Genomic DNA, 25,424 nt, shown 5'->3' with positions numbered 1-25,424 from the left:
CCGCGCGGCGGGCGGGCGCGTCAGGGGACGAGGACGAGCCCGCCGACGTGGCGGCGGGTCTCCAGCTCCTCCGGGGCGCGAGCCGCCTCCTCCAGCGGGGCCCGGCGAGCCTCGAGCACCTCCGGGCCCCCGTGCCGGGTGAGCGCGACGGCCCGCATCGTGGCGGGGGGCGTCACGGGTCGGCGCAGGTCAGCGTGGGGCCGCGGTCACGGTCCCCGCGACGTTGCCGCTGCGGCACAGACCGGTCGAGGTGGCCGGCGCGGTGACGGTCGTGCCGTACGCGAGGTAGGTCCGCCCGCTCTGCAGGTCGTGGCACTGGATCTGCGCCCGGTAGGTGCCGCCGTCGCACTGCGCCCGGCCGCGACCGTAGTAGTGGGTGCTGCCCGAGTGGACCCACTCCATCCACGTGACACAGCCGGCCACCGTCGTCGGGCGCGGGTCCTCGGCGGCCTGCACCTGCTCGGCGACGTTGCCGCTGAGACATGTGGCGGTCGCGGTCGACGGCGCGTCGACGGCGGACCCCCCGTAGCGGACGTAGCCGACCCCGGTCTGCTGGTTGCGGCACTGGAGCTTGACCGTGTACCGGCCGGTGGTGCACGTGACCTTGCCGCGGCCGTAGTAGTGCGAGCTGCCCTCGTGGACCCACTCGGTCGTCGTCGTGCAGCCGGTCGGGGCGGCCGACGCCGGGCCGACGGAGCCGAGGCCGAGGAGGGCTGCGGCGAGGAGCGCGAGCACGACGTGGCGACGGGACATGGGCTGCTCCTCGGGACGGGGCCGGCCGGCCGGGTGTGGTCCGACGCTAGCCAGCGATCGCGCCCTCCGCACGCCGACGACGGTGCGCGAGCAGGGCCGCCGCGTCCTGGGGTGCGGTCATGTCGGCTCACCTCGGGGCCCGTCACTCGGCGAGCACGCAGCCTTGACCGGGATGGCGTGCCGGCGGGGTGGCGAGGCGCACGCGACAGGCGGACAGTAGGCGGCAGGGACGCCGGCGAGCGGGCGACGCGTCCCGGGCCGAACGGAGGTGCACCGTGGCGACGTCGCCGTCGCAGGCCGCGACCGCGCGGGAGAACCCGGTCCGGGACCGCCGCCGGGTCGTCGTCTTCGTCCTGGCCCTCGTGGCGTTCTACGGGGGAGCCGTCCTCGTCCTGCGTCCGGGGCCGGGCGACCTCGGTCGGATCGCGGTCCCGGTGATGTTCGCTCCGGCCGTCGGTGCGCTCGCGGCCGTCCTCCTCGCCGGTGGCCGGGTCCGGCTGGGGCGTCCGACGCGGCACCTGCTGCTCGCCTTCCTGCCCCCGGCCGTCGTCCTCGCGGTCACCTGGGTCCTCGCCGCGGTCTCGGGGGTCGAGGTCCGTCCGGGCGTGCTCGGCTCGCTCCTCGTCCTCACCCCGGTCCTCGCGCTCTCCGGGTCGCTGACGGCCGTGGGCGAGGAGGTCGGGTGGCGGGGGTTCCTCTGGCCGCTGCTCCGGCGCCACCGGGGCTTCTGGCTCTCGGCCGCGGTCATCGTCCCGGTGTGGTGGGTCTACCACCTGCCGGCCGTGCTCTGGTGGGGCTACGGCTTCGTCGGCGGGCTCCCGGCGTTCACCGTCGCGACCAGCGGGTTCGTCCTCTTCGTCGGGGTGCTCACCGAACGCAGCCACGGGGTCTGGGCCGGCGTCCTCGCGCACGGCGCCTGGAACGGGACGGTCGCCACGGGCTTCGCGGCCTCGCTCGGCTCGGCAGTCCCGGAGTGCGCGACATCCGGTTGCCCGCCGTTCCGGGGTGACGCACAGCTGTTCACCGGGCCGCAGACCGTCCTCGGCGAGTTCGGCTGGGTCGCGGCCGCGACGATGCTCGTGCTCGGCGTGCTCACCGCGCAGTGGCACCTGCGGCACCCGGCCGCGTCCGACCCACACCTCGTCCGGTCCTGAGTGAGGGAGCAGCCATGTCGTCGTCGCACACGCCGGAACGCCCGGTCACGGTCACCGTCGTCCTCGTGCTCACCTATCTGGCCGGCCTCTTCGACGTCTTCGTCGGAGGGGCGCTGTGGTTCCTGGCGGACGACGCGGAGTTCCGGGAGCCCACGGGGATGGCGCACGACACGATCAGCGCGATCGCGGCGGTCTTCGTGTCCCTCGGTCTCGTGACCGTCGCCGTCGGGGTGGCCCTCGCCCGTGGCTCGCGGGTGGCCCGGGTGCTCGTCACGGCGAGCATGACCCTGCGGCTCGCCGCGGCCGTCTACGGCCTCCTCACGATCGGCCTGCAGGCCGCGGCCGAGTCCTTGATCGACATCGTCCTCGCGCTCGCCGTCGTGGAGATGCTGTGGACCAACCGGGCGACGGCCTTCTTCATCGGGTCGAGGTCCTGAGCCCGTCGCGGGATACGGTCAGCCGGCCCAGAAGCCGCGGCCGCCGAACAGGTCGCGGTAGGAGCCGAACGCCGCCTGCCCACCGGTGCGGCCCCCGAGGTAGGACCCGACCACGGCCGCACCGAGGTCGCCGAGCTCCGGTGCGACGACCCTCCCGCCCGCACGGCGGGCCATCGAGTCGACGAACCTGGCCAGGCCGGGGTCCTCGCCGAGCCGGAAGAACGTCGTCTGCGCGCCGAGCCGGGCCGCGGTGTCGAGCTCGCGGACCGCGAGCGCCAGGGTGCGCGGGTGCGGGGGGTAGTCGAAGAACACCGACCCGCCCGGCTCGAGGTGCGACGTGGGCTCGCCGTCGGTGACGACGAGCAGCACGGGCTGCTCGTTCGGGTGCGCCCGGAAGTGCCGGTTCGCGAGCAGCAGCGCGTGGTGCAGGTTCGTCCCCTTGTCCCATTCGGCGTCGAGCGCGGTCAGGGTCTCGATGTCCATCGTCTGCGCGTACCGGGCGAACGAGACGAGCTGCAGGTGGTCGCCGCGGAACCGGGTGGAGATGAGCTGGTGCAGCGCGAGCGCGGTGCGCTTCATCGGCACCCAGCGGCCGTCCATCGCCATCGAGAACGAGGTGTCGACGAGCAGCGCCACGGCCGCCCGGGTGCGGGCCTCGGTCTCGGTGACCTCGACGTCGCGGATGTCGAGCCGGACGCCGCCCGTCGTCGGGCGCCCCTCGGACGCCACCCGGGTGATGGCGTTGGTCATCGTCCGGGTCGTGTCCCACGGCTCGGTGTCGCCGAACTGCCACGCCCGGGTGGCGCCGGACTGCTCGCCCGCCGCACCCGCCTGCCGGACGTCGCGCTGACCGCCGCGGCTGCTCAGCCGGCCGGCGACGTCGCGCAGCAGCGACCTGCCGAGCTCGCGCATCGCCTTGGGGGAGAGCCGCAGTGAGCCGTCGGCGGAGCGGGTGAGCATCCCGCTGTCCCGCAAGGCCTTCTCGAGGTCGGCGAGGGACCGGGCGTCGACGACGGCGTCGTCGCCGAGCTGTCGGGCCAGGGCGTCGAGGTCGACGTCGTCCATCCGCGCGCCCGGGTGGGACTGGGCGAGCTGCTCGGCGAGGGCGTCGAGCTCGGCGAGGTCCTGGAGTACGCCGGTGCCGTCGCCGAGGCCGAGTCCCTGCTCGCCCTCGAACCGCTCCGAGCCGCCCCAGTCCTCGCCGGGGCGCAGCCCCTGGAGGAGGCCGTCGATCCGCGAGAGCTGCTCCATCAGCGCGGGCGAGCCGAACGCCTGCTGGGAGAGCTGCATGAGCTCCTCGCGCTGCTCGGGCGACATCGAGTTGAGCATCCGTTGGGCCGCCGCGGAGCGCTGCGCGAGGGCGTCGACGAGCTCCTCGACGGTCTCCGGCTGCTCCGGGAAGAAGTCGCCGTGCTTGTCCATGAAGTCGCGGAACTGCTGCTCGGTGTCCTCGCCGCGGGCGTGGGCCTCGAGGAGGTCGCCGAGGTCACGCATCATCTCCTCGACGGCTGCCCGGTCCTCGTCGGTGGCGCCCTCGAGGGCCTGCTTCATCCCGGCGAAGCGCTGGTCGAGGAGCTCGCGGCCGAGGAGGTCCTTGATCTGCTCGTACGTCGAGCGGCCCTCCGAGGAGCGCCACGGGTAGTCGGACAGCTCGGTGACGGCCGCGGCCGGAGTGGGCGGCAGGCCCTCGATGCGCATCTCGGCGAAGCGGGCGTCGTCGTCGAGGTCGCGGGCCAGCTGCTTGCGCTCGGCGAGGACGGCCTCGTCGAGCAGCTTGCGTACCTGCTCCATCGTGCCGTCGAGGCCGTGCCTCTGGAGCATCTCGCGGCGCTTCTCGGCCACCCGCCGGGCGAGGTCGTCGAGCCCGCTGCGGTCGCGGGTGCCCTGCCGCAGCAGCTCGCGCATCGCGCGTTCGGGGGAGTACCCGGCCATGACGTCCTCGCCGATGGCGTCGAGCGCCTCGCGCAGGTCGACCGGGGGCGCGAGCGGGTCGGGCCCGCCGTCGTAGCGCGCGTACGAGGACCGGCGCGAGGGACGAGAGGCCGGGCTCACCCGTACACCGTCTCGCCGTCGCCGCTGTCCTTGCTGATCCGCCGCGCGAGGTAGAGCCCTTCGAGCGCGAGCTCGACGGCACTGGCGCGCTCACCCTCGTTCGTCGCGCCGAAGCGCTCGGCGACGGCGTCGTAGAGGTCGGACTCGCCGAGCACGGGCAGGGCGTCCAGGAACACGCGGGCGCTCACCTGCTCACCGGTCGTGACGAGCGCGCCGTCCTCGATGGCCTCGACGAGCAGCGCGAGATCGACGCCGCCGAGGCGGGCGCGTGCCGTCTCGGCCGTGGCGGTGCGCAGCAGGTGGCCGAGGATCTCGCGCTCGCGCCCCTCCTCGCCGGTCTCGAGCTCGACCTTGCCACGCAGGACGTCCAGGGCCGCCTCGAGGTCGACGACCCGCGCCACGGCGTGCTCCTCGCCCTGCGTCGTCGCGCGGTGCAGGGCCGCGGCGGCCACGGTCTCGGCGGCGGCGATGGCGAAACGGGCCGAGACCCCGGAGCGCTGGTCGACCGAGCTCGACCCGCGCAGGCCGCGGGTGAAGCGCGCGACGATCTCGACGAGCGCGTCGGGCACCGTGGCGACGAGGTCGGCCTCCTGGCGGATGACCGCGACCTCGGCGTCGAGCTCGTGCGGGTAGTGGGTGCGGATCTCGGCGCCGAAGCGGTCCTTGAGCGGGGTGATGATCCGGCCGCGGTTCGTGTAGTCCTCGGGGTTGGCGGAGGCGACCACGAGGACGTCGAGCGGCAGCCGCAGGACGTACCCGCGGATCTGGACGTCGCGCTCCTCCATGACGTTGAGCATCGCCACCTGGATGCGCTCGGCGAGGTCGGGCAGCTCGTTGATCGCGACGATGCCGCGGTGGCTGCGCGGCACGAGCCCGAAGTGGATGGTCTCGGGGTCGCCCAGCCGGCGGCCCTCGGCCACCCGCATCGGGTCGACGTCGCCGATGAGGTCGGCAACGGAGGTGTCGGGGGTGGCGAGCTTCTCGGCGTAGCGCTCGTCGCGGTGCCGCCAGGCCACGGGCAGGGCGTCGCCGAGCTCGTCGGCCCGCCGCCGGGACTCGGTGGTGATCGGCTCGAACGGGTGCTCGCCGAGGTCGGAGCCGTCGATGACCGGCGTCCACTCGTCGAGGAGGCCGACGAGGCTGCGCAGCAGGCGGGTCTTGCCCTGGCCGCGCTCGCCGAGGAGCACGACGTCGTGGCCCGCGATGAGGGCGCGTTCGAGCTGGGGGACGACGGTGCGGCCGAAGCCGTGCAGGCCGGGCCAGGGGTCGCGCCCCTCGCGCAGCGCGGTGAGGAGGTTCTCGCGGATCTCGGTGTGCACGCCGCGGGCCGTGTGGCCCGAGGCGCGCAGCTCGCCGGCGGTCGCGATGGACGGTGGGGAGGTGCGCGGGGTGGTGGCCGCGGGGACCGTGAGGTCGCTCATCACCTCACGCTACGTCAGCCTTCCGGCACTCGGGGGATCGGAGGGTGGGTTCGACGCCGGCTCCTGCCCCGGCATGGCGGGTTCGACGCCGGTCCCTGCCCCGGCATGGCGGGTTCGACGCCGGCTCCTGCCCCCGGCCGTGGCTTCGACGCCCGGCTCCTGCGTGAGGACCGTGGGTTGGACGCCGGGCTCCTGCCGCGGGCCCGGACGAGCGGTGGGCGTCGGCTGCGCGGTCCGGGGACCCGTGGGGCGAGCGGTGAAGCCCGGGCTTCGTGCGTGATGACAGATGGGACCCGGGCTTCACGGGTCGTGTCATCCGAGCGGCGAGCGGCTCTCGCCCCCGGGTCAGCGGTAGTTCGTGTACGACAGGGCAATGTCGAGGTCCTGCTCCTTGAGCAGCCGCTGCACGACCTGGAGGTCGTCGCGTGACTTGCTCGTCACCCGGACCTCGTCGCCCTGGATCTGGGTCTTGACCGACCTCGGCCCCTCGTCCCGGATGACCTTCGTGATCTTCTTCGCGTTCTCGGAGGAGATGCCCTCCTTGAGCGGGACGTCGAGCTTGTACTCCTTGCCGGACAGGCGCGGGCCCGCCTCGGGGACGTCGAGGTGCTTGAGCGAGACCTTCCGCTTGACCAGCCAGGTCTGGACGACGTCGAGGACGGCGTTGCAGCGCTCCTCGGTGTTCGCCTCCATCCGGATGACCTCGCCGGCGAGCTCGACCCTCGCGCCGACGCCCTTGAAGTCGTAGCGGTTCCCGATCTCCTTGGCGGCGGTGTTGACCGCGTTGGCGACCTCCTGCTTGTCGTACTGGCTCACGATGTCGAAGCTGCTGTCGGCCATGCCCGTTCCTCCAGGATCTCGATTCGGCGGCGCGGATGCGGCTTGCTATCCTTCCATGCGCACGCGGCAGGTTGCCCGAGCGGCCAATGGGAGCGGACTGTAAATCCGTCGCGAAAGCTTCGAAGGTTCGAATCCTTCACCTGCCACCGAGTGCCTGGACCCCCGGTCGTCACGACGACCGGGGGTCCGTTGCGTCAGGCCCGACCCGTCCGCGCGGTGTCGCTCAGGGCGTGGAGCACGGGGATCGACGCGTCCCGGAGGGGGTCGCGGGCGTCCGCGGGGAGCGGCTCGTCGGTGACGAGGAGGTCGATCCGGTCCAACGGGCACAGCAGGACCGGGGCGGCCGCGGTGAACTTCGTCCGGTCGGCGAGGAGCACGACCCGGTCGGCGATGTCGATGAGCGCGAGCTTCGTCGGACGCTCGTTGTCGGTCGCGACGTACACCCCGCGCTCGTCGACTGCCGCCGCACCGAGGAAGAGCGTGCCGACCCGCAGGCTGCGGATGGCGTCGACGGCCATCTGCCCGGCGAACGCCTGGCTCTCGTGGAGCAGCTCACCCCCCAGGCCGACGACCCGGACCCGGTCGCGGCGCAGGAGCAGCTGGATGACGGGCACCGAGTGGGTGACGACCGTCCCGGCGAAGTCCGACGGCAGGGCCCGGGCCACGGCGTAGGCCGTCGTCCCGGCGTCGACGGCGAGGATGTCGGTGTGCGAGACGAGCCGGCTCGCCTCGCGGGCGATGGCGTCCTTGGCGTCGGCCTGGAGGCCGGAGCGCCCGGCGAACGCGGGGTCGTGCAAGGGTCCGTGCCGCAGGCTGACCCCGCCGTGGACGACTCGGACCTCGCCCCGGTCCTCCAGCTTCCGCAGGTCGCGACGCACCGTCATGTCGGAGACGCCGAGGTCGCTCGTCAGGCTGGCGACGGAGATGAACCCGGTCTCACGGAGCCGGTCGACGATCCACGCCCGCCGGTGCGGGGCGCTCGTGTACCGCATCGCGGTCGGGTCGTCGGACCGCACATCCTCATCCGCCATGTCTGCAGAGTAGTCGACGAAAGATGTTGACTTTCCAACATTCACTGTTAGTGTCGCTACATCAGTCGTCCTCACGGACGCGTCGGGCCTCGAAGGAGATGCCATGAGCGACACCGCCGTCACTCCGACCGGACGCCACCCGGTCGTCTTCGTCGGTGCGGCGACGATGGACTCGATCGCTCTCGTGCCCGGCTACCCCGGCGCCGACGACCGCGTCCTCGCCGAGGAGCTGACGTCCGCCGGCGGAGGTCCGGCCGCGACGGCGGCGGTCACCGCTGCCCGGCTCGGCGTCCCGGCCGCGTTCGTCGGGACGGTGGGGGACGACGCCGACGGCGAGCGCATCCTGGCCGACCTGCGGGACGAGGGCGTCGACGTCTCCGGGGTCACCGTGGCCACGGGACGACGCTCGGCGGCCAGTGTCATCGTCGTCGACCGCTCGCGGGGCACCCGCGCCATCAGCGCCCGCCCCGGTCCGCCGGTCGACACGACGCGGGGGGTCGACCTCGTCCGCGGCGCGGAATGGGTCCACGCCGACCACCTGGGCTGGCCGGCCGTCCGCGCCCTCGTCGACCCCGCGCTCGCGACCCGGCCGCGCCTCTCCGTCGACGCCGGGAACCCGATCCCCGGCTTCGCCCCCGACGGCGTCGACCTGTTCGTCCCGACCGTCGTGGCCCTGCGCCGGGTCCACGGCGAGCGCGCCGTCGAGGACCTCCTCCGGGCGGCCCACGCCGACGGGGCCCGCCGGGTCGTCGCCACCGACGGCGGGCGCGGTTCCTACGGCGCTGACCCCTCGCGCCCGACCCACCACGCACCGGGCGTCGCGGTCGACGTCCTGAGCACCCTCGGCGCCGGTGACGTCTTCCACGGCGCCCTGCTCGCGGCGCACGTGCGGTCCGACGACCTCCCGGCCGCGCTCGCCTACGCCAACGTCGTCGCTGCGCTCGCCTGCACGGGGCTGGACGGGCGTTCCGCGGTCCCGGACCACGAGAGGGTCCTCGCCCTCCTGCCCGATCACGACCCCGCCCACGCCTGACCCCCCTTCGTCCCCAGGAGACCTTCAGTGACCAGCAGGATCCCCACCCCGAACGCCATCGGCCTGGACCGGCTCGCCCGTCCGAGCGGCGGCTTCGCGATGCTCGCCGTCGACCAGCGCGAGGCGATGCGTTCGATGTTCGCCGAGCACCAGAGCGAGCCCGTCACGGACGAGCAGCTGCGTCGGTTCAAGGTCGAGGCCGCCCGCGTCCTCACCCCGTACGCCAGTGCCGTCCTCGTCGACAAGCAGTTCGCCTTCGACGCCGTCGTCGAGGAGGGGGCGGTCGACCCCTCCTGCGGCCTCATCGCCGCCGCCGACCACTTCGTCGCCGGCAACGGCGAGCACGTCACCGACGTCGAGATCGACGAGGCGGTCGACCCCGCAGCCGTCCGCGACCAGGGTGCCGTCGCGATGAAGCTCCTCGTCATCCACCGCCCCGACCAGGACGGCGCTCTGCGCGTCGGGATGGTCCGTCGGTTCGTCGAGCGCTGCCGTTCGGCCGGGCTCGTCAGCATCATCGAGCCGGTGGCCAAGGCGCCGCGGGACGGCCGCGCCTGGGACTGGGACGCCTGCGTCGTCGAGGCCGCCCAGGAGCTCGGCGGCCTCGGGGCCGACCTCTACAAGGCCGAGGTGCCGTCGAAGGGCCAGGGTGACGAGGCCGCGATCCGACGAGGCTGCGCGGCCATCACCGCCGCCGTCGAGTCCCCGTGGGTCGTCCTGTCCTCGGGCGTCCCCGCCGACCTCTTCCCCCGCGCCGTCGAGCTCGCCTGCGCCGAGGGTGCCTCCGGCTTCCTCGCCGGCCGCGCCGTCTGGGCCTCGGTCGTCGGCAGCGACGACGTCGCCCGCGACCTGCGCGAGGTCTCCGTACCGCGGCTGCAGCGGCTCGGCGAGATCGTCGACGCCGGGGTGGCCCGGTGACCGCCGCGACCACCGGCCGTCCTCGCGTCGTCGTCATCCCGACGGCCCGGCCGACCTTCGCGGTCGACGTGGCCGCCGAACGGGCCGCCCAGGCCCGGGCCCTGCTCGAGGAGCTCGGGGCCGAGGTCGTCGGCCCGACGAACCTCGTCATGACCCCCGAGGACCTCGACGCGGCCGCCGAGGTGCCGCTCGAGGGCGCGGACCTCGTCGTCAACGTGTGCGCGTCGTTCTCGGACGCCTCGCCGGCGCTGCGCCTGTACTCGGACCTGGAGGCGCCCGTCCTCCTGTGGTCCTTCCGTGAGCCGGGCCCGGTCGGCGACCGGCTGTGGCTCAACAGCCTGTGCGGCGCCAACCTCTTCGGGCACGCGCTCGTCGTCCACGCGGGCCGCACCCCGCGCCTCGTGTACGGCGACCCGGGCGAGCCCGGGGTCCGCGACGTGATCAGGGAGGCGCTGGCTGGGCGGTTGCCCGCCGTCCCCGACCTGCCCACCACGACGGGCCCGCGGGCCGAGGACCCCGACGCGGTCGCCTCCGCCCTGGGGACGCTGCGCGGGCGCACCCTCGGGCTCGTCGGGGACGCCCCGACCGGGTTCACCCCCAGCCGGTACGACGCCGACCTCCTCTCCTCGCTCCTCGGCATCGAGGTCCAGCAGATCTCCGTCGAGGACATGTTCGGCCGGGTGGGCGCCGTCGACGAGCAGCGGCGCGAGACCGAGCGGGCCGCCGCGACGGCCGCCCAGCCCTCGCTCGCCGCCGTCGACGCCGACCAGGTGTCGCGTTCGGCGGGGGTGACGACGGCCATGCGCTCGTGGCGCGACGACGGCGAGCTGTCCGGGATGGCCATCCGCTGCTGGCCGGAGTTCCCCGGCTCGCTCGGCGTATGTCCGTGCTCCTCGCTCTCGCGGCTCGCGGACGAGGGCACGCCGACCGCGTGCGAGCGCGACGTCTACGGCGCGGTGACGATGCTCCTCCTCGAGGCGCTCGGCTCCGGGACGACGTACCTCGTCGACACCGTCGACCTCGACGCCGAGGCCAACCTGGTCCGGCTGTGGCATTGCGGGGCCGCGGCGACCTCGCTCGCGGCCGACCCGGCCGACGCGACCCAGAGCATCCATTGCAACCGCAAGATCGGCGTCGCCGGCGACTTCCCCCTGCGGACGGGGCCGGTCGTCATGGCCCGGCTCACCGAGGACCCCGAGCGCGGCGGCCTGCGTCTGCTCATCGCCTCCGGCGAGTCCCTCCCGGAGCCGAACCGGTTCCAGGGCAACACCGCCGCCGTCCGCCTCGACGCCTCCGCGGCCGAGGTCGTCCAGAGCCTCGTCACCCACGGCTTCCCGCACCACACGGTGCTCGCGTGGACCGACGTCCGTCCCGCGCTCCGCACCGCCGCCGACCAGCTCGGCATCCCCGTCATCGAGTTCGCCCCCGTGGATCCAAAGGAGTAGTCCATGAACACGCGTCAGCAAGGCTTCAGCCGCCGCGCCGCCCTCCAGCTCGTCGGCGCCGGAGGCGTCGGCGCCGTCCTCGCCGGATGCGCCGGCCCGGGCAGCACCGGTGGCTCCACGAGCACCGGCGCCGCGTCGATCAGCGGCGAGGCCTCCGGAGACATCTCGTTCGCCCACTGGCGGGCGGAGGACAAGCAGGTCTTCGACGACCTCATCAAGAAGTTCGCCGCGACGACGCCCGACGTGTCCGTACGCCAGGACATCTCGCCCTCGAACGACTACCAGTCGTCCGCGCTCCAGCGGATCCGCGGCGGCTCGGTCGGCGACGTGTTCGTCGCCTTCCGCGGCGCGCAGTTCGTCGACATGGTCGAGGCCGGGCTGTACACCGACGTCTCGAACCAGGACTTCGTCCAGAACTTCGACCCGGCGCTCATCGAGGCCGGGAAACAGGACGACACCCAGTTCGGCTACCCGTACCAGGTCGTCTTCAACATGCCCGTCACGAACGCCGACCTCGTGTCCAAGGCCGGCGGCGGCTCGGCGCCCAAGGACTGGGACGGCTTCCTCGGGTTGTGCGACGACCTCAAGTCCCAGGGCGTCGTGCCGATCGCCTGGCCCGGCGGGGACCCCGGCAACGCCGGCCAGCTGTTCAACGCCATGGTGATGAACAACGCCCCCAGCGACGACATGTGTACGAAGATCGAGTCGGGCGAGTACAAGTGCACCGACGACTGGTTCCTCACGACGCTCCAGCAGTACGTCCAGCTCAAGCCCTACTTCCAGGACAACGCCACCGGCACCGCGGTGGAGCCCTGCCAGCAGATCTTCGCGACGAAGAAGGCCGCGATGCTCGCCACGGGCAGCTACCACATCGCGGCCGTCCGGGCCCTCGGCGCGGAGTTCGACATGGACCTCATCGCCCCGATCACGGTGTCGGCGGACGAGGCGAAGTACGAGGGCATCTACAACGCGACGTTCGTCCTCGGCGTCAACTCCGCCTCGAAGAACCAGGCCGCCGCCCTGGCGTGGCTCGAGTACCTCTCGACGCCCGAGGTCGCCGGGGTGTACGCGAACGGAACGAGCCAGAACGTCACCGTCAAGGACGTGGAGTACACCAACCCCGACCTCAAGGCGATCGCGCCCTGGCTGACCCGCAAGACGCTCCTCGCGCCGCGGTTCCAGTTCAACAACCTCGACATCCGCACGGCCGTCGAGGGAGCCTGCATCGCCGTCGTCGGCGGGAAGTCGCCGGACGCCGCCGCCGCCGAGGCCCAGCGGGTCGTCGACCAGCAGCGCGGTCAGTGAGCAGCCCACGATGACCGCCACGACCGAGACCCGTGCCGGGGTCACCCCGGCCGCCGACCGTCCCCGCCGTGGGCGCCGCCGAGGCGCCCACGGGCGGGTGCACCCGGGGCTCTGGTTCTTCCCCGTCCCGGCGCTCCTCCTCTATCTCGTGTTCTTCGCCGGACCGACCCTCCAGGCCTTCCAGTACTCCGTGACGGACTGGGACGGGTTCAGCGCCGACTTCGCGAACGTCGGCACCTCGAACTTCGGGTCGATCGTCTCCAACGACGACCTCTTCCGCGGGGCGCTGACCAACAACCTCAAGTTCCTTTTCGTCGTCGTCATCGCCCAGACGGCGCTGTCGCTGCTCCTCGCGGTGCTCCTCCAGCGCAACTCGCGGTCCTCCACGGCGTTGCGGGCCCTGTTCTTCCTGCCGGCGATCCTGTCGTCGGTGTCCGTGGCCTTCGTGTGGAAGTTCATGTACGACCCGAACTTCGGCCTCATCAACCAGGTCCTGGGCGGCATCGGCCTGGACGGTCTGCGCAGCGCGTTCCTCGGGAACGCCGACCAGGCCATCTTCTGGGTCGCCCTGGCCCAGGTGTGGGCGCACGCCGGTCAGCTCATGGTCATCTTCATCGCCGGGCTGCAGCAGATCCCGGCCGAGCTGTACGAGTCGGCCTCGCTCGACGGCGCGAGTCAGTGGCAGCGGTTCCGTTTCGTCACCTGGCCGCTCATCGCGCCGGCGACGGCCATCGTCGTCGCCTACACGACGATCCAGTCGTTCAAGGCGTTCGACCTCATCCTCGGCCTCGGCGGCAACCCGCCGAAGGGCTCTCTCGACATCCTCTCGACCCGCATCTACACGACGTTCACGAACTCCAAGTTCGGATACGCCGCAGCGGAGTCGATCGTCTTCATGCTCATCATCGCCGTCGTGAGCCTGCTCCAGCGGCGGGCCGTGCGCCTCACCCAGCACGGCGCCTGAAAGGAGCAGCACCATGGTCGGGTCCCTCGGCCGCCGGGTCGTCCTCGGCGTCTACGCCCTCCTCATCATCATCCCCCTGCTCGTCGTGCTCACCGGCTCGTTCAAGACGACCGAGCAGCTGTTCGACGCCCCGTTCGGGCCGCCGTCCACGCTGGCGCCGACGAACTACGGCTCGGTGCTCACCGACGCGAGCATGGGGACGGCCTTCGTCAACAGCACCGTCGTCACGGTGACCGCGGTCGCGCTCACCCTCGTCATCGGCAGCCTCGCCGCGTACGGCCTGTCCCGGATCCCGGGGTGGAAGGGCTTCGCGCTGTACGGCTTCCTCGTCCTCGGTATGGCGGTCCCCGCACAGTCGAACATGATCCCCCAGTACGTCCTGTGGCAGCGGCTCGGTCTGCTCGACAGCCGCCTCGGTCTGGTCCTCGTCGAGATCGTCGCGACGCTGCCCGTCGCCGTGTTCATCCTCACCGGCTTCATGCGGACCCTGCCGCGCGAGCTGTTCGAGGCCGGCTCGATCGACGGCGCGGGGCCGTGGCGGACCTACCGCTCCATCGCGCTGCCGGTGTCGCTGCCCTCGCTCGCCGCGACGGCGATCTTCCTCTTCGTCATCCAGTGGAACGACCTGCTGTACCCCCTGCTGTTCATCCACGACCCGGCGAAGGTCACGCTGCCGCTCGCGCTGCTCAACTTCCAGGGCGAGTTCCTCACGAACTACCCCCTCCTGTTCACCGGGGTCATCGTCGCGTCGGCGCCGCTCGTCGTCGCGTACGTCTTCCTCCAGCGCTACTTCGTCGCCGGCCTCACCGCCGGCTCCGTGAAGGGATAGTTTTCCGTGCCCCACCCGCTCCTCCTACGCCGGCTCCGTGCGGTGCACGCCACCCCCGACGCGACCGAGGTCTCGCTCGAGGTCGACGCCCTGCGCGGCGTCCAGCTGGGCATCATGCCCGGCTGGCTCACCGGCGAGCCGCCCCTCGAGCAGGGCATCGAGACGCAGATGCCGAACCTGCCGACCCTCGAGCTGCCCGACGCCGACGTCACGCCGTACACGCTGCGGGTGAGCGCCCCGACGCCGTCGGTGCTGCGCCTCACCGTCGCACCGGCAGGCCATCCCGTGCTCGAGGACGACGGCACCGGGATGGGGATCGTCGTCGACCCCGCTCCCGACGCCACGGCCCTCGCCGTCGAGGAGGTCGAGGGCGAGGTCGTCGTGTCGACGGGGGAGGCGCGGCTGCGGGTGGGGCGTGCGCCGTTCTCGCTGGCCGTCGAGGACGCGACCGGACGGCCGGTGCTGCGCTCGGCGCACCGGCTGCGGCAGGTGGCCGGGCTCATGACGGCACCCACGGTCGTCGCCGACGACGCCGGGCTCACTCTCAACCTCGAGATCGCACCGGGCGAGGACGTCCTCGGCTTCGGCGAGCAGTTCGGCCGGCTGGCCAAGCAGGGCCAGCGCCTCGTGCTGCGCAGCGAGGACGCGTGCGGCACTGGCACGGGACTCGCCTACAAGCCCGTCCCGGTGTGGCACTCCAGCGTCGGGTACAGCGCCTTCGTCAACACCGGCGCCGTCCTGACCGCCGACGTCGGGCACGAGCGCCCGTCGGTGCTCGGGCTCACCGTCGCCGACGAGGTCCTCGACCTCTACCTCGTCGTCGGTGGGACCCCGAAGGAGCGTCTCACCGAGTACACCGCGCTCACGGGTCGGGGCGAGGTGCCGCCGCTCTGGGCCTTCGGCTACTGGATGGGTCGCTGCCGCTACCACGACCGGCCGGAGATGCTCGAGGTCGCCGACACCATGCGCCGGCACGAGGTGCCGCTCGACGTGCTCCACCTCGACCCGGACTGGCTCGTGGTCGACCGGCTCAACTGCGACTTCATCTGGAACGAGACCCGCTTCGGCGACCGGCGGGCGTTCGTCGAGGCGCTCGCCGAGCGCGGTGTGCGGCTGTCGGTCTGGGAGCTGCCCTACCTCGACCCGGTGAGCCCGCGGTTCGCCGAGGCCGAGGAGAAGGGCTACCTCGTCCGGCACACCGACGGCACTCTCGCGGGCATCCGCAAGACGCCGACGCCGGACGGCCGGATGCGTGCTCTCGTCGACTTCACGAACCCCGAGGCCCGCGCCTGGTGGCAGGAGATGCACGAGCCGTTCCTGGCCGACGGGGTCGCCGTCTTCAAGACCGACTTCGGGGAGGCCCTGCCCGACGACGTCGCGCTCTTCGACGGCACGCCGCCGCAGTACGCCCACAACCTCTACCCGCTGGTCTACAACCGCACGGTCAGCGACGTCATCGGCCGGGCGACCGGCCGGGCTCCGCTCGTGTGGGGCCGCAGCGGCTGGGCCGGCTCGCACCGGTACCCCGGCCAGTGGGGCGGCGACGCGGAGTCGACGGTCGCCGGGATGCAGGCGACGGTCCGCGGTGGGCTGTCCTACGCCGTGAGCGCCCCGGGCCTGTGGAGCCACGACATCGGCGGTTTCTTCGGCCCCGAGCTCACCCCGGGCCTGTACGTCCGCTGGACCCAGCTCGGCGCGTTCTCGCCGCTCATGCGGGCGCACGGGCTCCGACCGCGCGAGCCGTGGGCGTTCGGCGACGAGGCGCTCGACGCCGCGCGCCACTGGGTCCGGCTCCGCTACGCGATGCTCCCGACGCTGTGGCAGGTGGCCCACGAGTCCCTGGCCCACGGCTGGCCGGTCCTGCGTCCGCTCGGGCTGGAGTTCCCCGACGACCCCGTGGCCCAGTCGGTCGACGATGTCTTCATGGTCGGCTCCGACCTCCTCGTCGTCCCCGTCTTCGACGACGGGACCGCCCCGGTGCGGCGCCGGTTCTACGTCCCCGCCGGGACGTGGCGCGAGCTCGACGGCGAAGGGTCCTTCACGGGTCCCGGCTTCCACGAGGTGGAGGTCCGGCTCGACGAGATGCCCGTCCTCGTGCGCGCCGGTGCCGTCCTGCCGCGCGTCGAGGTCGGCCCGGACGTCCGCTCGACCGACGACCTCGTCGACCGCCCGTGGACCCTGCACGCCTACGGCGACGTCGCGGAGGGACCGCGTCGGTTCGTCGGCTTCGACGGGTCGCCGGTCGAGCTCGGGCTCGACGGCGCGGTCCGGCATGGCTGATGTGACCGGCTTCGCCGGCCGGCTGGCGGCCCTCGACGACCTCGCCCGGCACGCGGGCGTCCGTCGGCTCGTGCTGCGCGAGCCGGCCGCGCTCACCTGGCTGCTCGGGGCGCGGGTCCACGTCCCCCAGACCCTCGACGCGGCGTGCCTCGACGTCGTCGTGGAGCTCGGCGACCCGGGGACCGGACCCACCGCGGTCGTGGTGACGAACGCCATCGAAGCGCCGAGGCTGCGCGACACGGAGCTGGCGGGCCTGCCCGTCGAGTGGGCCGTCGTCCCGTGGTGGGAGGGCCGCGACGCGCGCCTGCCGACCGGCCCGGACGTCGGCGCCGACCGGCCCCGCGGGGACGACGTCCCCCTGGCCGCCGACCTCGCCGCCCTCCGACGGGTCCTCGACGCCCAGCAGCAGGCCACCCTCGCGCAGGTGTGCCACGACGCCGCCTCGGCGGCCACCCGGGCCGCGCTCGCCCTGACGCCCGACGACACCGAGTACCGCGCCGCCGGCCGGCTCGCCGACGCGTTGCTGGCCGACGGGCTCGACCCGGTCGTGCTCATGGTCGCGGGCGGCGACCGCGGCGGCCGGCACCGCCACCCGCTGCCGACGGGGGAGCCGCTGGGTGCGCGGGCGATGCTCGTCTGCTGCGCCCGTCGGGACGGCCTCGTCGCGAGCGTCACCCGCTGGGTGTCGTTCGCGCCGTTGTCCGCCGCGGACCGGGACGCCCACACCCGGTTGCTGCGGGTCGAGCAACGATTCCTCGACGCCTCCGTCCCCGGCGCCCGGATCGGGGACGTGGTGTCCGCCGGGGTCGCGGGCTACGCCGCCGAGGGCTTCGACCCCGACGCGTGGCACCGCCACCACCAGGGCGGGTTCACCGGCTGGCAGCCGCGGGAGTTCCCCGCCCACCCGGGCTCCGACGCGACCGTCCCCCGCGGGTCGGTCCTCGCCTGGAACCCGAGCACCGACCGGTGGAAGGTCGAGGACACAGCCGTCGTCCGCGACGACGGCCCCGACCTCCTCGTCCACGACCCCGAGTGGCCCACCGTCGACGTCGGCGGGCGACCCCGCCCCGGCGTCCTCGTGCGGGCCTGACCGCCGACCCCGACCCGAGGAGCACCCGATGACCGCACCCGACCTGCCCACCGCCCACCACCTCGTCGACGGCCGGTGGGAGCCGTCCGACGACGTCGTCGACGTGCTGGCGCCCGCCGACGGCTCGGTCGCCGGACACGTCGCCTGGGGTGGGCCGGACGACGCGGTCCGCGCCGCCGACGCGGCCGCCGCCGCCCTGCCTGCGTGGAGCGAGCGCACCGCTCGGGCCCGGGCCGACGTCCTGCGCGACGCGGCGGACCTGCTGCTCGAGCGCCGCGACAGCATCGGCCGGCTGCTCGCGCTCGAGGCCGGCAAGCGGCTGCCCGAGGCGGTCGGCGAGGTCACTGCGTCCGCCGAGTACCTCCGGTGGTTCGCCGAGGAGGCCCGCCGCCCCGAAGGCGTCGTCGTGCCGCACGAGGCCGCCGACAGGCGCCACCTCACCGTGCGACGTCCCGTCGGCGTGGTCGCCTCGCTCACGCCGTGGAACTTCCCGTGCTCGATCCAGGCCCGCAAGCTCGCGCCCGCGCTGGCCGCCGGGTGCACCGTCGTCGCCCGCGTGTCCGAGAAGGCGCCCCTGGCCGTCACCGAGCTGGTCCGGTGCCTCGTCGACGCCGGCGTCCCCGACGGCGTCGTCAACCTCGTCCACGGCCCGCCCCGCGAGCTGACGACCGCCCTGCTCGAGCACCGGGCCGTCCGCGCGGTGAGCTTCACCGGGTCGACCGGCGTGGGGCGCGAGGTCATGACGACCGCCGCTCGTCGCGTCGTCCGCCCGCTCCTCGAGCTCGGTGGGGACGCGGCGTTCGTCGTCTTCGAGGACGCCGACCTCGACGCCGCCGTCGAGGGGGCGCTCCTCGCGAAGTTCCGCAACACCGGTCAGTCGTGCATCGCCGCCAACCGCTTTGTCGTCCACGAGCGCGTCTACGAGGAGTTCACGGGCCGGCTGGTCGAGGCCGTCGACGCGATGACCGTCGGGGACGGCCTGGCCGACCCGCTGCCCGACCTCGGGCCGGTCATCGACGGCAGCCGGGTCGAGGCCGTCACCGCCCTCGTCGACGAGGCCCTGGCGGCGGGGGCGACCCGGCTCACCCGCGAGGCGGAGCTGCCCGGCGCCGGCACGTATCTCGCGCCGACCCTGCTCGCCGACGTGCCCGACGAGGCGCGGATCGGCACCGAGGAGGTCTTCGGCCCGGCCGCGGCCGTCTTCCGATTCCGCGACGAGGACGAGGCCCTCGCGCGGGCCAACGCGACGGAGATGGGGCTGGCCGGCTACTTCTGGTCGCGCGACTCTTCCCGGATCTGGCGGATGGCGGAACGGCTCGAGGTCGGGGTCGTCGGTGCCAACAACGCGCTGCCCACCGTCGTCTTCGCGCCAATGGGCGGCGTCAAGCAGTCCGGCCTCGGCCGCGAGGGGGCCGCCGCCGGGCTCGAGGAGTTTCAGGACACCCGGTACGTCGCGCTGGGCCTCTGACCCGTGGGCGTCGACCACCTCGTCTGGCTCCCGGTCGGCGTCCTCGCCGGCGCCCTGACCCAGCGGGTCACGGGCGTCGGCTTCGCCCTCGTCAGCGCGCCGATCCTCGTCCTCGTGGCAGGCCCGTTCGAGGGAGTGCTCCTCGCCAACCTCCTCGGGATGGTCGTCTGCGTCGTCGTCCTCGCCCGGACCTGGCGGGAGGTCGAGTGGCGGCGCGGCCTGCTGCTCGCCGTCCCGGCCCTCGTCGTCATCCCGGCCGGGGCCTGGGTGGCCCGGAACGTGCCGGGACCGCCGCTCCTCGTCCTCGTCGGCAGCCTCGTCCTCGTGGCGCTCGCGATCGTCCACCTCACCCGCCGGGTCGAGGTCGGCCACGGGCCTGCCGGTGCCGTGGCGGCCGGCGCGACGAGCGGCTTCATGAACGTCACGGCGGGGGTCGGCGGCCCGGCGATGGTCCTGTACGCGACGAGCACGCGCTGGGACCACCGGCGGTTCGTCGCGACCTTCCAGCTGTACTCGGTTCTCGTCAACGGTGCCTCGCTCACCGCCAAGGGTGGGATCGGCGGGCTCGACGCGCGGGTCGTCCTCGTCGCCCTCGCCGCGCTCGCCGTCGGGCTGCTCGCGGGCGACCTCCTCTCGCGGCGGGTCAGCGCCGAGCGCGCGGGGCGGGCCGTACTCGCGCTCGCGGTGCTCGGTGCGCTCTCGACCGTCGTCAAGGGACTCCTCGCGATCTGACCGCGTCGGGGCGACACCACGGGGCGCGACCGTTACTCGCGCGTCACGGGAGATCGGTGGCAGGCTCGGGCGCATGTTCTCGCGGATCGCCGTCGTCAACCGAGGAGAGGCCGCGATGCGGCTCGTGCACGCCGTGCGCGACCTCAACGCCGAGCGGGGAACGGGGGAGCCGCGCACCGAGGTCGTCGCCCTGCACACGGAGGGGGAGCGGACGGCGATGTTCGTCCGCGAGTCCGACCTCGCCTACGACCTCGGCCCGGCGGCCGAGCGCCCCTACCTGAACCACGAGCGGCTGCGGACCGCGTTGCTGGAGACCGGGGCCGACGCCGTGTGGGTCGGCTGGGGCTTCGTCGCCGAAAGTCCCGAGTTCGCCGAGCTGTGCCGCGACATCGGCGTGACCTTCATCGGCCCGAGCCCCGAGGCCATGCGCAAGCTCGGCGACAAGATCGGCTCCAAGCTCATCGCCGAGGAGGTCGGCGTCCCCGTCGCCCCGTGGAGCAAGGGCGGCGTCGACACCCTCGAGGACGCGAAGGCCGCCGCGGCCCGGATCGGCTACCCGCTGATGCTCAAGGCGACCGCCGGCGGCGGCGGGCGCGGGATCCGCAAGGTCGCCTCCGACGCCGAGCTCGAGGACGCCTACCAGCGCACCCGCGACGAGGCCGAGCGCGCCTTCGGGTCCGGCGTCGTCTTCCTCGAGAAGCTCGTCACCGGCGCCCGGCATGTCGAGGTCCAGGTCATCGCCGACGGCCAGGGCACGGCCTGGGCCATCGGGGTCCGCGACTGCTCGGTGCAGCGCCGCAACCAGAAGGTCATCGAGGAGTCCGCCTCACCGCTGCTCGACGACGACCAGGCCGCCGAGCTCAAGGCGTCCGCCGAGCGGCTCGCCGTCGCCGTCGGGTACGCCGGCGCCGGCACCGTCGAGTTCCTCTACCACCCGGGCGACCGGCTCTTCGCGTTCCTCGAGGTCAACACCCGCCTCCAGGTCGAGCACCCGATCACCGAGGTCGTGACCCGCACCGACCTCGTCCGGCTGCAGATCCACGTCGCCGAGGGCGGCCGGCTCGAGGGCGAGCGCCCGGACGAGCTCGGGCACGCCGTCGAGGCGCGCCTCAACGCCGAGGACCCCGACCGCGACTTCGCCCCGGCGCCGGGGCGGATCGTCCACCTCGAGCTCCCGGCCGGCCCCGGCATCCGCGTCGACACGGGTGTCGCGGAAGGCGACTCGATCCCGGCCGACTTCGACTCGATGATCGCGAAGATCATCGCGTACGGGTCCGACCGCGAGCAGGCGCTGGCCCGGCTGCGGCGGGCCATGCGCGAGACGACCGTCGTCATCGACGGCGGCGCGACGAACAAGTCGTTCATCCTCGACCTGCTCGCCCAGCCCGAGGTCATCGACGGCACGGCCGACACCGGATGGATCGACCGGGTCCGGGCCGAGGGGCGGCTCGTCGCCACCGAGCACTCCGGCGTCGCGCTCGTCGCCGCCGGGATCGAGTCCTATCTCGACGCCGAGGCCATCGAACGCGCCCGCCTCCTCGAGACCGCGCGCGGCGGTCGCCCGCAGGTCCAGCACGCCGTGGGGCGAGCGGTCGACCTCACCCTGCGCGGCACGGCCTACAAGGTGACCGTGCTTCGTACCGGCCCGGCGCGCTTCCGGGTCACGGTGGCCGACCCCGCGGGCGTCGGCCACGCCGTCGAGGCCGAGCTCGAGCGGATCGGGCAGCACGGCAGCCGGCTCCGGGTGGGCGACCGCACCCACCGGCTCGTCACCGCGGCCAGCGGACCCGTGCAGCTCGTCGAGGTCGACGGCGTCACCCACCGGGTCAGCCGGGACGAGGGCGGCGTGCTCCGCTCGCCCGCACCGGCCCTGGTCGTCGCCACCCCCGTGCCGGTCGGCGGCGAGGTCGCGGCCGGGTCCCCGGTTCTCGTCCTCGAGTCGATGAAGATGGAGACCGTGCTGCCGGCGCCCTTCCCGGCACGGGTCAGGGAGCTGCTCGTCGCCACCGGCAGCCAGGTCGAGACCGGCGCCCCGCTCGTCCGCCTGGAGCCGGTCGAGGACGCCGCCGAGGCCGACACGCCGGCCGGCGCCGAGGTCGACCTCGACCTGCCGGAGGCCGCCAGCGACGGCGACGCCGCCCAGCGCGCGAAACGGGGGATCGCCGACCTGTCGGCGATGATCCTCGGCTACGACCTCGACCCGGCGCACGAGTCCCGGGCGTTGGAGTCCTACCTCGCGGCCCGGGACGAGCTGGCGGGCGACGGGGCCGTCGCGGTCAGGGACGAGGTCGCGCTGCTCACCGTCTTCGCCGACCTCGCGGAGCTCGGGCGCAACCGCCCGGTCGGCCAGGAGACCCACGTCGAGAACCGGGTGCACAGCCCGCGGGAGCACTTCCGTACCTTCCTCCAGACCCTCGACACCGAGCGCGGCGGGCTGCCCGCGGACTTCGTCGCGCGGCTCGAGCGCGTGCTCGTCCACCACGGCGTCTCCGGGTTCGACCGGACGCCGGACCTCGAGGGCGCGGTCTTCCGGGTCTTCCTCTCCCAACAGCGCTCGACGCCCGAGGTCGCGATGGCGACGGCCATCCTCCGCCGCTGGCTCGCCGAGCCGGCGCCCGAGCCGCCCGAGGACGCCGAGGTCCGCGACCTTCTGGACCGCCTCGTCGTCGCGACCCAGCTGCGCTTCCCGATCGTCGGCGACCTCGCCCGCAGCGTCCGGTTCCGGTGGTTCGACCAGCCGCTCGTCGACGCCGATCGCGCCTCCGTCCTGGGCTCGGTCGAGGCCGAGCTCGAGGAGATCGACGCCCTGCCCCCGGGCCCGGACCGCACGGCTCGGATCGACGCCCTCGCCGCGATCCCCGAGCGCATCGTCCGCTTCCTCGGCGACCGGCTGCGCGCCCGGGGCGTGACGACTGCCGAGCCGATGCTCGAGGTGCTCGTCAAGCGGCACTACCGCGAGTACCACCTCGACGGGCTGCACGAGGAGGCCGTCGACGGTCGCAGCGTGGTCGTCGCCGACTACCGCCTCGACGAGCGCGACACCCGCCTCGTCAGCACCGTCGCGACCTACGACGAGCTGACGCCGGACGGGCCGCTCGCCGGGCTGCTCGAACGGGCCGTCGCCGCCCGGCAGCCGGGGCACCAGGTGGTCGTCGACCTCTACCTCCACTACGGCGACATGCCGTCGGATCCGGAGGCCGCCTCGGAGGCGCTGCGCGACCGGCTCACCGCGATGCCGTTCGCCCACGCCTGCCGCCGGGTCGCCGTCGGCGTCGTCCCGGACGACGACCGCGAGGTCGGCTACTTCACCTTCCGGGCCCAGGAGGACGGCTCGCTCCTCGAGGACCTCCCGGTGCGCGGGGTGCATCCGATGGTCGGCCGACGGCTCAACCTCTGGCGGCTGCGCGACTTCGACATCTCGCGGCTGGAGGCGCCCGACGACGTCCTCCTCATCCACGCCGTCGCCCGGGACAACCCGCAGGACCAGCGGCTCGTCGCGCTCGCCCAGGTGCGCCAGCTGGCCGTCGTCCGGGGCGAGGACGGCCGGGTCGCCGCCCTGCCGCACGTCGAGCGGGCGCTCGCGAACTGCCTGGAGGCGGTGCGGCGTGCCCGGGCGACGATCGGCGGCGGGGCACGTCTCGACATGAACCACGTGTGGCTGCACATCTGGCCGCCGGTCGAGGCCGATCTCGACCAGCTGACCGCCCTCCAGGGCAAGGTGGCCCCGATCACCGCCGGCGCCGGGGTCGAGGAGGTCCGGATCGAGGGCTCGATCGCCGGCGACCACGGGCACACCGTCCCGATCTGCGCCCGGTTCATGTACCAACCGGGCTCGGGGGTCACCTTCACCGTCGAGCAGCCGCCGACCGAGCGGCTGCGGCCGCTCGACGCCTACGACGAGAAGGTCGTCCGGGCGCGCCGGCGCGGCCTGGTCTACCCGTACGAGCTCGTGTCGATGATCGCGGGCGGCGAGGGCGAGGCGGTCGAGTACGACCTCGACGACACCGGCCGGCTCGTCCCGGTCGACCGGCCCTACGGCGAGAACACGGCCGGGCTGATCTGCGGCGTCGTCACGACGCCCACCCCGCTGCACCCCGAGGGCGTCACCCGGGTGCTGCTCTGCGGCGACCCGCTGCGGTCGCTCGGGTCGGTGGCCGAGGCCGAGTGCCGGCGGGTCATCGCGGCGATCGACCTCGCCGAGGAGCGCGGCCTGCCGGTCGAGTGGTTCGCCCTGTCGGCCGGCGCCCGGATCGCGATGGACTCGGGCACCGAGAACATGGACTGGGTCGCCAAGGCGCTCAAGCGGATCGTCGAGTTCACCCAGGCCGGCGGCGAGATCAACGTCGTCGTCGCCGGCATCAACGTCGGGGCCCAGCCGTACTGGAACGCCGAGGCGACGATGCTCATGCACACCCGCGGCGTGCTCGTCATGACGCCCGACTCGGCGATGGTGCTCACCGGCAAGCAGTCGCTCGACTTCTCCGGCGGGGTCAGCGCCGAGGACAACTTCGGCATCGGTGGCTACGACCGCGTCATGGGCCCGAACGGCCAGGCGCAGTACTGGGCCAAGGACCTCGCCGACGCCTACGGGATCCTCCTCGCGCACTACGAGTCCACCTGGGTGGCGCCCGGGGAGTCCGGCCCCCGGCGGGCCCCGACGAGCGACCCGGTCGACCGCGACGTCACGACGTACCCCCACGCGATGGACGGCAGCGACTTCACGACCGTCGGCGACATCTTCTCGGCGCGGACCAACCCCGACCGCAAGAAGGCCTTCGACATCCGCACGCTCATGCGCGCGGTGGCCGACCAGGACCACGGGACGCTCGAGCGCTGGGCCGGCATGGCCGACGCCGAGACCGCGGTCGTCTTCGACGCCCGGATCGGTGGCCTGCCGGTCGCGCTGCTCGGCATCGAGTCGAGGTCGGTGCCGAGGCGCGGCTTCCCACCCACGGACGGCCCGGACACCTACACGGCCGGGACGCTCTTCCCGCGCTCGTCGAAGAAGGCCGCCCGGGCCATCAACGCCGCGTCGGGCAACCGGCCGCTCGTCGTCCTCGCGAACCTGTCGGGCTTCGACGGCTCACCGGAGTCGATGCGGGCCCTGCAGCTCGAGTACGGCGCCGAGATCGGTCGGGCGATCGTCAACTTCGAGGGCCCGATCGTCTTCGTCGTCGTCTCTCGCTACCACGGCGGGGCGTTCGTCGTGTTCTCCAAGGCGCTCAACGAGCGGATGACGGTGCTGGCCGTCGAGGGCTCGTTCGCGTCGGTCATCGGCGGGGCGCCGGCCGCGGCGGTCGTCTTCGCGCGCGACGTCGACGCCCGCACCGCGGCCGACCCGAGGGTCGGCGACCTCGAGGCCCGGCTGCGCGAGGCCGACGCCGCCGAGCGTCCGGTGCTCGCCACCGAGCTCGCGACCGTCCGCCAGGCCGTGCGGGCCGAGATGCTCGGCACCGTGGCCGCCGAGTTCGACCGCGTCCACGACATCCACCGGGCGGTGGAGGTCGGCTCGGTCGACGCCGTCATCGCGCCCGAGGAGCTCCGTCCGCGGATCATCGCGGCGCTGGAGGCCGAGCTCGACCCCGGGGAGGTCCCGGCCGCGGACGCCGCTCGGGTCTGAGCGCCCGCCCACCGACCCGCCACGACTTTCTCGCCTCATGCCGGAAGGTTCG

19 protein-coding genes and 1 tRNA gene are annotated in these 25,424 nt (G+C 73.6%); 14 read left to right on the top strand and 6 right to left on the bottom strand.

All coding sequences use genetic code 11. From position 1 onward, the window contains the following. Positions 1 to 20: 20 nt before the first annotated feature. The gene (locus JQN72_RS11575) at positions 21 to 176 is read right to left on the bottom strand and encodes a hypothetical protein (RefSeq protein ID WP_204135346.1); all 156 of its coding nucleotides are present in this window, start codon (positions 174 to 176) and stop codon (positions 21 to 23) included. A gap of 13 nt (positions 177 to 189) precedes the next feature. Next, positions 190 to 753: a hypothetical protein gene (locus tag JQN72_RS11570; protein ID WP_204135345.1), complete on the bottom strand. Its 564-nt coding sequence runs from the start codon at positions 751 to 753 to the stop codon at positions 190 to 192. Positions 754 to 1,028: 275 nt separating this feature from the next. Between JQN72_RS11570 and JQN72_RS11565 the strand changes: the two genes are divergently transcribed. Both JQN72_RS11565 and JQN72_RS11560 read left to right on the top strand, forming a co-directional pair. Next, entirely contained in the window at positions 1,029 to 1,907 is an 879-nt protein-coding gene (locus JQN72_RS11565; protein ID WP_204135344.1) for a CPBP family intramembrane glutamic endopeptidase, read from the top strand. Positions 1,908 to 1,921: 14 nt separating this feature from the next. Continuing rightward, complete coding sequence (locus JQN72_RS11560) at positions 1,922 to 2,344, top strand: hypothetical protein (protein ID WP_204135343.1); 423 nt, start codon at positions 1,922 to 1,924, stop codon at positions 2,342 to 2,344. Positions 2,345 to 2,362: 18 nt separating this feature from the next. Here JQN72_RS11560 and JQN72_RS11555 read toward each other — a convergent pair whose 3' ends face one another. The 3 genes from JQN72_RS11555 to JQN72_RS11545 all read right to left on the bottom strand — a co-directional run bounded on the left by JQN72_RS11555 (position 2,363) and on the right by JQN72_RS11545 (position 6,657). After that, positions 2,363 to 4,396 carry a VWA domain-containing protein gene (locus tag JQN72_RS11555; protein ID WP_204135342.1) on the bottom strand — a complete coding sequence of 678 codons (2,034 nt, stop codon included), beginning with the start codon at positions 4,394 to 4,396 and terminating at the stop codon, positions 2,363 to 2,365. Beyond that, the gene (locus JQN72_RS11550; RefSeq protein ID WP_204135341.1) at positions 4,393 to 5,817 is read right to left on the bottom strand and encodes an AAA family ATPase; all 1,425 of its coding nucleotides are present in this window, start codon (positions 5,815 to 5,817) and stop codon (positions 4,393 to 4,395) included. Before JQN72_RS11550 ends, JQN72_RS11555 begins: the two co-directional genes overlap by 4 nt. Before the next feature lie 345 nt (positions 5,818 to 6,162). Further along, entirely contained in the window at positions 6,163 to 6,657 is a 495-nt protein-coding gene (locus tag JQN72_RS11545) for a YajQ family cyclic di-GMP-binding protein (RefSeq protein WP_204135340.1), read from the bottom strand. A 65-nt stretch (positions 6,658 to 6,722) separates the two neighbouring features. On the opposite strand from JQN72_RS11545, the gene JQN72_RS11540 reads away from it, so the two are divergent. Next, positions 6,723 to 6,803, top strand: a tRNA-Tyr gene (locus JQN72_RS11540). A 48-nt stretch (positions 6,804 to 6,851) separates the two neighbouring features. Here JQN72_RS11540 and JQN72_RS11535 read toward each other — a convergent pair. Next, on the bottom strand, positions 6,852 to 7,688 hold the full coding sequence (locus JQN72_RS11535) for a DeoR/GlpR family DNA-binding transcription regulator (RefSeq protein WP_204135339.1): 837 nt from the start codon (positions 7,686 to 7,688) through the stop codon (positions 6,852 to 6,854). Positions 7,689 to 7,791: 103 nt separating this feature from the next. On the opposite strand from JQN72_RS11535, the gene JQN72_RS11530 reads away from it, so the two are divergent. From JQN72_RS11530 to JQN72_RS11480, 11 genes are all read left to right on the top strand, one after another. Then, positions 7,792 to 8,721 carry a carbohydrate kinase family protein gene (locus tag JQN72_RS11530; protein ID WP_204135338.1) on the top strand — a complete coding sequence of 310 codons (930 nt, stop codon included), beginning with the start codon at positions 7,792 to 7,794 and terminating at the stop codon, positions 8,719 to 8,721. Positions 8,722 to 8,748: 27 nt separating this feature from the next. Then, on the top strand, positions 8,749 to 9,639 hold the full coding sequence (locus JQN72_RS11525) for an aldolase (RefSeq protein WP_307812636.1): 891 nt from the start codon (positions 8,749 to 8,751) through the stop codon (positions 9,637 to 9,639). After that, positions 9,636 to 11,084 carry an L-fucose/L-arabinose isomerase family protein gene (locus JQN72_RS18915; protein ID WP_204135337.1) on the top strand — a complete coding sequence of 483 codons (1,449 nt, stop codon included), beginning with the start codon at positions 9,636 to 9,638 and terminating at the stop codon, positions 11,082 to 11,084. Before JQN72_RS11525 ends, JQN72_RS18915 begins: the two co-directional genes overlap by 4 nt. Positions 11,085 to 11,087: 3 nt before the next feature. Continuing rightward, the gene (locus tag JQN72_RS11515) at positions 11,088 to 12,389 is read left to right on the top strand and encodes an ABC transporter substrate-binding protein (protein WP_204135336.1); all 1,302 of its coding nucleotides are present in this window, start codon (positions 11,088 to 11,090) and stop codon (positions 12,387 to 12,389) included. 10 nt (positions 12,390 to 12,399) lie between these two features. Next, positions 12,400 to 13,353: a carbohydrate ABC transporter permease gene (locus tag JQN72_RS11510; protein ID WP_204135335.1), complete on the top strand. Its 954-nt coding sequence runs from the start codon at positions 12,400 to 12,402 to the stop codon at positions 13,351 to 13,353. Between the two features lie 13 nt (positions 13,354 to 13,366). Continuing rightward, positions 13,367 to 14,182 carry a carbohydrate ABC transporter permease gene (locus tag JQN72_RS11505; RefSeq protein WP_204135334.1) on the top strand — a complete coding sequence of 272 codons (816 nt, stop codon included), beginning with the start codon at positions 13,367 to 13,369 and terminating at the stop codon, positions 14,180 to 14,182. A 6-nt stretch (positions 14,183 to 14,188) separates the two neighbouring features. Then, positions 14,189 to 16,462, top strand: coding sequence for a glycoside hydrolase family 31 protein (locus JQN72_RS11500; protein WP_204135333.1), 2,274 nt, complete (start codon positions 14,189 to 14,191; stop codon positions 16,460 to 16,462). Continuing rightward, a complete protein-coding gene (locus JQN72_RS11495; RefSeq protein WP_204135332.1) occupies positions 16,455 to 17,552 on the top strand; it encodes a Xaa-Pro peptidase family protein in 1,098 nt (365 codons plus the stop codon). Before JQN72_RS11500 ends, JQN72_RS11495 begins: the two co-directional genes overlap by 8 nt. Positions 17,553 to 17,580: 28 nt before the next feature. Further along, on the top strand, positions 17,581 to 19,020 hold the full coding sequence (locus JQN72_RS11490; RefSeq protein WP_204135331.1) for an NAD-dependent succinate-semialdehyde dehydrogenase: 1,440 nt from the start codon (positions 17,581 to 17,583) through the stop codon (positions 19,018 to 19,020). A gap of 3 nt (positions 19,021 to 19,023) precedes the next feature. Then, a complete protein-coding gene (locus JQN72_RS11485) occupies positions 19,024 to 19,752 on the top strand; it encodes a TSUP family transporter (protein ID WP_204135330.1) in 729 nt (242 codons plus the stop codon). Between the two features lie 73 nt (positions 19,753 to 19,825). Continuing rightward, positions 19,826 to 25,372: a carboxyl transferase domain-containing protein gene (locus JQN72_RS11480; protein WP_204135329.1), complete on the top strand. Its 5,547-nt coding sequence runs from the start codon at positions 19,826 to 19,828 to the stop codon at positions 25,370 to 25,372. The last annotated feature ends 52 nt before the right edge of the window (positions 25,373 to 25,424 follow it).

Origin of the sequence: Phycicoccus sp. CSK15P-2, assembly GCF_016888005.1 — a bacterium.
In the GTDB taxonomy this organism is placed as follows: domain Bacteria; phylum Actinomycetota; class Actinomycetes; order Actinomycetales; family Dermatophilaceae; genus Phycicoccus.
The sequence above is the reverse complement of the archived record's forward strand: the minus strand, read 5'-3'. Positions and strand labels throughout refer to the sequence as shown.

Bases quoted from the DNA above. Each gene is read 5' to 3' on its own strand.
- JQN72_RS11510 (WP_204135335.1), top strand. From the start codon at position 12,400: ATGACCGCCACGACCGAGACCCGTGCCGGGGTCACCCCGGCCGCCGAC.
- JQN72_RS11570 (WP_204135345.1), bottom strand. From the start codon at position 753: ATGTCCCGTCGCCACGTCGTGCTCGCGCTCCTCGCCGCAGCCCTCCTC.
- JQN72_RS11535 (WP_204135339.1), bottom strand. From the start codon at position 7,688: ATGGCGGATGAGGATGTGCGGTCCGACGACCCGACCGCGATGCGGTAC.
- JQN72_RS11495 (WP_204135332.1), top strand. From the start codon at position 16,455: ATGGCTGATGTGACCGGCTTCGCCGGCCGGCTGGCGGCCCTCGACGAC.
- JQN72_RS11480 (WP_204135329.1), top strand. From the start codon at position 19,826: ATGTTCTCGCGGATCGCCGTCGTCAACCGAGGAGAGGCCGCGATGCGG.
- JQN72_RS11490 (WP_204135331.1), top strand. From the start codon at position 17,581: ATGACCGCACCCGACCTGCCCACCGCCCACCACCTCGTCGACGGCCGG.
- JQN72_RS11560 (WP_204135343.1), top strand. From the start codon at position 1,922: ATGTCGTCGTCGCACACGCCGGAACGCCCGGTCACGGTCACCGTCGTC.
- JQN72_RS11515 (WP_204135336.1), top strand. From the start codon at position 11,088: ATGAACACGCGTCAGCAAGGCTTCAGCCGCCGCGCCGCCCTCCAGCTC.
- JQN72_RS11545 (WP_204135340.1), bottom strand. From the start codon at position 6,657: ATGGCCGACAGCAGCTTCGACATCGTGAGCCAGTACGACAAGCAGGAG.
- JQN72_RS11505 (WP_204135334.1), top strand. From the start codon at position 13,367: ATGGTCGGGTCCCTCGGCCGCCGGGTCGTCCTCGGCGTCTACGCCCTC.
- JQN72_RS11550 (WP_204135341.1), bottom strand. From the start codon at position 5,817: ATGAGCGACCTCACGGTCCCCGCGGCCACCACCCCGCGCACCTCCCCA.
- JQN72_RS11530 (WP_204135338.1), top strand. From the start codon at position 7,792: ATGAGCGACACCGCCGTCACTCCGACCGGACGCCACCCGGTCGTCTTC.